This window comes from Fervidicoccaceae archaeon (assembly GCA_038878695.1).
In the GTDB taxonomy this organism is placed as follows: Archaea; Thermoproteota; Thermoprotei_A; order Sulfolobales; family Fervidicoccaceae; genus JAVZVD01.
Map to the genome: position 1 here is coordinate 1 of JAVZVD010000004.1, position 5922 is coordinate 5922.

At 54.7% G+C, this 5922-nt stretch carries 8 protein-coding genes; 3 read left to right on the plus strand and 5 right to left on the minus strand.

What is annotated here, in order from left to right:
- The 5 genes from QXU97_06145 to QXU97_06165 form a co-directional block, all read right to left on the minus strand.
- Window positions 1–1366 (minus strand): ATP-binding protein (locus QXU97_06145; GenBank protein ID MEM4036169.1); only part of this gene is annotated, 1366 nt, incomplete at its 3' end.
- 314 nt (window positions 1367–1680) lie between these two features.
- Window positions 1681–2301, minus strand: coding sequence for a hypothetical protein (locus QXU97_06150; protein MEM4036170.1), 621 nt, complete (start codon window positions 2299–2301; stop codon window positions 1681–1683).
- Window positions 2298–3299: a hypothetical protein gene (locus QXU97_06155; GenBank protein MEM4036171.1), complete on the minus strand. Its 1002-nt coding sequence runs from the start codon at window positions 3297–3299 to the stop codon at window positions 2298–2300. The genes QXU97_06150 and QXU97_06155 overlap by 4 nt, the downstream gene beginning before the upstream one ends.
- A gap of 59 nt (window positions 3300–3358) precedes the next feature.
- Window positions 3359–4057: a hypothetical protein gene (locus tag QXU97_06160; protein MEM4036172.1), complete on the minus strand. Its 699-nt coding sequence runs from the start codon at window positions 4055–4057 to the stop codon at window positions 3359–3361.
- Window positions 4057–4272 carry a hypothetical protein gene (locus QXU97_06165; protein ID MEM4036173.1) on the minus strand — a complete coding sequence of 72 codons (216 nt, stop codon included), beginning with the start codon at window positions 4270–4272 and terminating at the stop codon, window positions 4057–4059. Before QXU97_06165 ends, QXU97_06160 begins: the two co-directional genes overlap by 1 nt.
- 264 nt (window positions 4273–4536) lie before the next feature.
- On the opposite strand from QXU97_06165, the gene QXU97_06170 reads away from it, so the two are divergent.
- The 3 genes from QXU97_06170 to QXU97_06180 are packed head-to-tail and all read left to right on the plus strand — an operon-like array spanning window position 4537 to window position 5897.
- Window positions 4537–5283, plus strand: a complete 747-nt coding sequence (locus tag QXU97_06170; protein ID MEM4036174.1) for a radical SAM protein — start codon at window positions 4537–4539, stop codon at window positions 5281–5283.
- Window positions 5246–5503, plus strand: coding sequence for a hypothetical protein (locus QXU97_06175; protein MEM4036175.1), 258 nt, complete (start codon window positions 5246–5248; stop codon window positions 5501–5503). The genes QXU97_06170 and QXU97_06175 overlap by 38 nt, the downstream gene beginning before the upstream one ends.
- Complete coding sequence (locus QXU97_06180) at window positions 5493–5897, plus strand: hypothetical protein (protein ID MEM4036176.1); 405 nt, start codon at window positions 5493–5495, stop codon at window positions 5895–5897. Before QXU97_06175 ends, QXU97_06180 begins: the two co-directional genes overlap by 11 nt.
- Window positions 5898–5922 lie beyond the last annotated feature (25 nt).

Sequence of the window (5922 nt, forward strand, 5' to 3'; positions counted from 1 at the left end):
GCGCTGCTTCGAAGTCCTCCATCGTCACTACGTCAGCGTCACGCTGCAAAGCGTTTCTAGCAGCGCGTAGCACTAGCTCAGCAAGTTCTGCCCCGCTCCACAGTTCTGTAGCAGCTGCTACATCTTTCAGGTTCACCGTTTTCGCTAATGGGACGCGGCGCACCACCGATGTGTGGATACGTAGTATCTCGTAGCGGGCCTGGTAATCAGGGTAGAGAACAGGGATGAGGTAATCGAAGCGGCCGACACGTATGAACGCCTCGTCGAGATCCTGTACCCTGTTCGTTGTTCCAACAACTATCGTGCGTCTTCTGGAGTCGCCTAGCCACTCCAGCAGCACGGAGAAGGCGCGGCGTGTCTCTTCGTGCTCTGCGATCCCTCCTCTTTTTCCGAACCTGTCTATCTCATCGATGAAAAGAACGCAGGGAGCGACCTCTTCGGCTAGCCGTAGGGCTTGCGCCATGAGCCGCGTTGTCTCTCCGTACCACATTGAAACGATTTTCTCTCCGCGCAACCGAAGGAAAGGTAAGCGTAATTCACGCGCAAGGGCGCGGGCGAACCACGTTTTCCCGGTACCTGGAGGGCCGAAGAGAAGGATGCCGCGCGGGGGATCAATCCCGAGCCGCTTCGCTTTCTCAGGGTTGCTGAACACTTTGATCACGTTGGAGATTACGAACTCTTTCAGAGCGTCGTAGCCGCCCACGGCTTCGAAGCCGTGGGTCGGTTCTTCCACGTCCAGCAGCCCCTGCTTCCTCACAATGTCGTACTTGAACGCCGTCATCGCCGCCATGTCGTACTTCTGGTGACGGAAAATAGACTCCAACGCCACAGACTCCACTTCATGCAACGTTAGGCCACGCATAGCCTCTGCCAGCATCCTAACCTCTCTCTCCTCCACGGATAATCCAAGTTTCTCCGCTATATCGCGCAGCAGTTTCTCCCGCTCCTCCAGAGTGGAAGGTTCCACGCTTACGACAATGGAGCGCCGCAGAGTGTCTTCATCTGTGACTAGTTCAGGGTTTTCGGTAAAGATAACGATGAAGTGGAAAGCAGCGTAGTAGTCATAGCTGAAGATAGCGTTACGGAGGAAGCGCGTGAGAAGCGCAAACTCAGGGTCGGTTACATTCTTGAAGGGGGCGAGCCCCCAGAAGATGGCGATGATCCTAGCATCTCCCTTCCTCATTTCATTGTCGAGGAAGATTAGCGCCTGCGGTAGTTCGCGGATTGGTTGCGCGGGCATAGCGGAGCCGAATGAGCCTAGAGAAGTTGTGCTCTGAATAACGGGGGAATATGATATGCTCCCGTCTTTCACACTAACAGAAAAGAGGCCGCTCCACGGCTTGAAAAGGTAGATGCGGAACTGCATGGGGATTGACGCGGAAGAGTAGATGTTATGGATGAAGAGAACAAACTGATCGAGGCGCTTCGGATCGGCAGAGCGGAGGAAAGCAACAGTGGAGTATTGAGCGCGGCGCTTCAGCCAGGCTTGATTAAATGCTTCCATATCGTTTCCACCTATAGTGTTGAACCTCTGTTAAAAAATTTTTTGCATGAGAAACCTCTCTTCCAGCTCCAGGCTCATGCAAGCAACCCCGTTTTCTCCGGGGTTTTCGGTTTTCCGTGCTCTGTTGCTGTAAAAATTTTAACTATATTATTATGTTAACTAATTTGTAGAAGCTACTACAATGGTTCGAGGTACAAGTTCCCTCTCTCGTCAACGGAGATACGCGCGTAGCGGCGCTGGAGGAGCTCTGTGATCGCTGTGTTGAAAGCTTCCCGCGTCTCTTGCGTGATGTTCAGCTCGCGTGCCAGCTCTTCAACTCTCATTCGTCCTCTCCTCGTCAGGATACCGTAGATCTGTGCCACCATGCCTCCGAGCAACTGGATCTCCTCTGGTGGCCGTACGGGCCCTCGAAGGAACTCCGGCGTGACCTGGAAGATTAAGGGGAACGGGGCTCCCGCGCCAAGGAGTATGAGCGTGCTCCTAGCCCTGGATAGGGCTTCTTCAAGCTTCAGGAGCGTGGCTAACGCTCTCGTGGGAACCCCGCGGACTAGTTCTCTCCGCAGCTGGCTGAAGCTCAGGGAAACATTGTTGACGGCCTCTACGGCAATGGAGAACCGCTCATCCGTGATGCGCTCCGGCATCATCTTGCTCAAAAAGCTGTTGAACTCTCGCTCTGCCCTTTCCAGCTCTCTTCTCGCCTCCTCCATGTACTTTCTCCTTCCCACCGCGTCTGTGGAAGCCTTCCTCAGAAGCTCCTCTATCCTAGAAAGGTGCAGAGTTATAATGTCGTAGCTCACTCAGCCTCCTCCCTCTCTTCCCCACCGGTTTCCTCCTCCTGCGGTGGGGGTGGTGAGGGTGCGGCTGTAGGGGGTTGTGCAGCGGTTTTCTCTGCGGCTCGAGCGGCTAGCTCTCTCTGCAGTGTGAGCGCCCGCTCGTAGGCCGTCCTAGCCTCGTCCATGGATTTGGAGGATGCTTCGACTAGCTCTCCGATCAGCTCGACCACCCGGTTGACGAGGGAGATCAATGCTTCAGCAGTCTCCGTTCCAGCTGCCACCTCTCTCCCCCTCACCTTCAACTCTTCTCGCAGCCTAACGAGTTCACTATAGATCTGCGTGTTCTCGCTTGCCAGCTTCTCGAAACGGAACTGTAGATCCTGCAAGAGGGCCCGCAAGGCGTTGACCTCGGCTTGCGCCATCCTGAGGTTGGTCTCCATCAGTTGCGCCCTCTTCTCGTACTCCCACACAGCTCGTTGAAGCGCTTCCACAGCCCTTGAAGCCTCCACGAGCCTATCGATCAGTTCACTCGGAGTAGAAGCGGGGCTGGTGAAGATCCCATAGAGATCGACAATCATCACAGGGTCAAGCCCGCGCGACACGCGATCAAGGTTGAGAATCCTCCTCTCCTCAACCTCCATATAACCCAGCACAACCTCCTCCACCAGGAAGTTCTCGAAGTCTTCAACATGCATCATCCTGGCGTAGTGGGTGGGAAGACCGAGGATGACGAGAGGAAGGGACATACCCTTTCCGAAGCGTTTAGAGGAGAGGACACCGTAAATATTGACTACACCGTACTCGATCAACCAGTAGCGGACTCCCTCCCTATCCACGTAGCTGTGACGCACATACTGCCCCCGCACCCCCTCTCCAAACACGAAAATTGGAACGCCATAAAGGTACTCGTTGGCGCCCGCGTACTTCGGGAAAACCGGTGGACGGTATATCCGTGGAGCGGAGGGGGCTAGGACGCGTGCAATGGCTTCCTCTATCTCGCGCGGATTAACTATAGCGCTCAAACCCTCACCACCCCGTTTCCATCATAGATCTCAGGTTTTTATTCGTGGTTTCCTAGAAGCTAGCCCTTTCTTCTCTTTCTCTCCTCCTGACCCTCCCTTCCTTTTTCTTCCTCTTCGCTCTCCTTCAGCTGGAACTCCTCGAAAAGGCTTTCAGTTGCTTGCATGGCTGAGAGCTGCTCCTCGAGGCGCTGCAGGCGTTCCAAAATGCTCTTGTTGGTTTCGATGATACCCTTCAGCACGTCTACCAGCTCTCTAGGTGCTTCTATCTTTGCTTGGGAAAGCGCTTCCATCACAGCGCTTCTGGTAGCGTTCTTCACCTCCTCGCCAACATTATGAGTGTACAGCCCAAACTTGTTGATTGCCTGTTCCAAGCGTACGACGTATGCTCCTAGCTCTCGCGTTGTTTGCGAAGATGATACGGAGATCAGCGACTGCAACCGGTTGTCCAGCGATTTGAGGGTTTGCGCAAGCTCTTGCAGAAGGGAGCGGAACTCTCCAAGCTGCGCCTCTAGTACGTCTATCCGCTGCTGCAGAGCCCCTACTGCAGCAGCTGCTACAGTCGTTGCAGCTTCCTCGAGTCTGACGCGAAATAGTGCCTCCAGTATCGGCTTTATCTGCTCTTCTCTGCTCTCCCTCAACTGCGCCTTCAGCGCCTCTACATCGGCCCGGAGGCTCTGTACTGTTGTTACTAGCGGTTGCAAACGCTGGTTTACGACGTTCGCCACGGCGTCAGCGACGACCTTAACCTGGCTTGACACTACTCACCCCCCTCTATTACGCTCCTCATCCTCCTTAACGCTATCTGCACCTGTATCGGAGCCGCTGGGAACGGGTAGCCGGAGGGCTCAGGCAGACGTCCCATTCGCCTTAGCACGAGCACGGCAATGCCTCCCACTAAGGCGCCAGACACAAAGAAGCCGAAGTAGATGGAAAGGGGAAGAGTGATATCGGCTTGAGGGTTGTAGAGCTTCACCCCCTCCGCTATACCCCAGCTAAGAGAGAAAGCGACACCTGCCGCTAGCCCCACTATCAACCCTGCCGCAAACGCGGAAACAGCACCAGCCTCAGGCACGAAGAGAGAGTGGCCTCGAGGTATTTATTCATGAAGTGTCGCAATGAATAAAAAGTTTCCAAGTGCAGCAGCTAATGGGGCTGGAGGTATGGCAAAGAAAAGGAAGAACACGAGCACTATGTTCAAGCAGCTGGAAAAGAAGTTGAAGTTGAAGGGGTTGTGCTGATGCAGTTCGTATTCGAGGTAACGCAAAAGTGTCCCGCTCTTTGCTCCTTCTGTCCCCTGAGGGGAGGAAGAGGGACAGGCGTTATCCCACTCGACATCTACGCTCTGATTCTCGATGCTCTCCAGGAAGTAGACCCGGAGGCCGCTGTAGTCATTAGCGGTGGTGAACCCAGCGTTCTGGGAAAGCAGCTATCCAGCTACGTTGAGGAAGCACGAAAAAGAGGTTTTTGGGTCACCGTCGTCACGAACGCTTTTGACCCTGACGCCGTCCTAGCGGCAGCTCCCGACCTAGTGGAGGTCAGCATAGACTATTTCGGTGATAGGCATGATAAGGAGCGCGGTCTCCCCCTCTGGTTGAAGGCCGTAAGGCTGGTGATAGCCTTGAGAGGACGGGGTGTGGTGATTCGTTCGACCGTCTTCCCCGATAATATCAATGATATACTCAAGCTGAAAGCTCTCTTCCCCGATGTGCCCATCGTGGCCATGCCCGTTCGTGGGGCTGGAGTCACCGTACCAGAAGAGGCGCTCAGGCGATTAGAGGAGAACGGCGTCTTCTTGGCTGACGATTGCCCGGCCGGTAGGCGTCAAATAGTCTTTACCCCCTCCAACGATGGTAGCGTTGTCGCGCTACCGTGCATCTTCTACCGGAAGGAGCTCGGTAGGCTGACAAAAGAGAACGTAAAAGAGGGGTTGCAGCAGGTGTTGAAGCGTGGAAGACGAGTACCTAAGCGAGCATGCGAGAGATGAGATTTTGGAGGAGCTTCGGGAGATCAGGCACCTGCTCGCTACGTTAACCCGCTTGAACATGCGTGTCGCAGAGCTGCTTCTCGACCTGCAGGCTAGGATACAGCTTCAGGTGCATGAAGAAACGCGTATGGAGGATAACACAGTCAAGGATGTCTTACCGGACTTCGTAACCGGCAACCCCTGGATCTCCGTGATCAGGGGGAGGGGCGATGTACGTTGAAATCATCCTGGAGTACGATCCAGAGTGCCCCCGCTGCACGAGGCTGGAACCCATTCTGCGACAGCTAGCTTCGGAACTTGGAGTACCCTTCATACCCCGGTTTGTCGGCGCACGCTCACCAGCCGCAGCCGTAGAACAGCAGATCTCTAAGACGTTTTCCCCCGAATGGATACAAGCCTACGGAAGTAAGGAGCAGAAACGCTTAGCGGAAAAATACCCCGACGTCCTACGCGCGTTCTCCGAAACCTACGCCGTACCGGTCACGATCATACGCTGGTTCAACGGACGCGCATGGAACGAGATATACATCCGCGGTTTCGTACCAGACAAGAAGAGCAACGAACAGTTCATACGCAACATAGCTCGCCTAATCAGAGGATTAACACGACGCTAACGAGCACGATCCTCCTCATTTAATT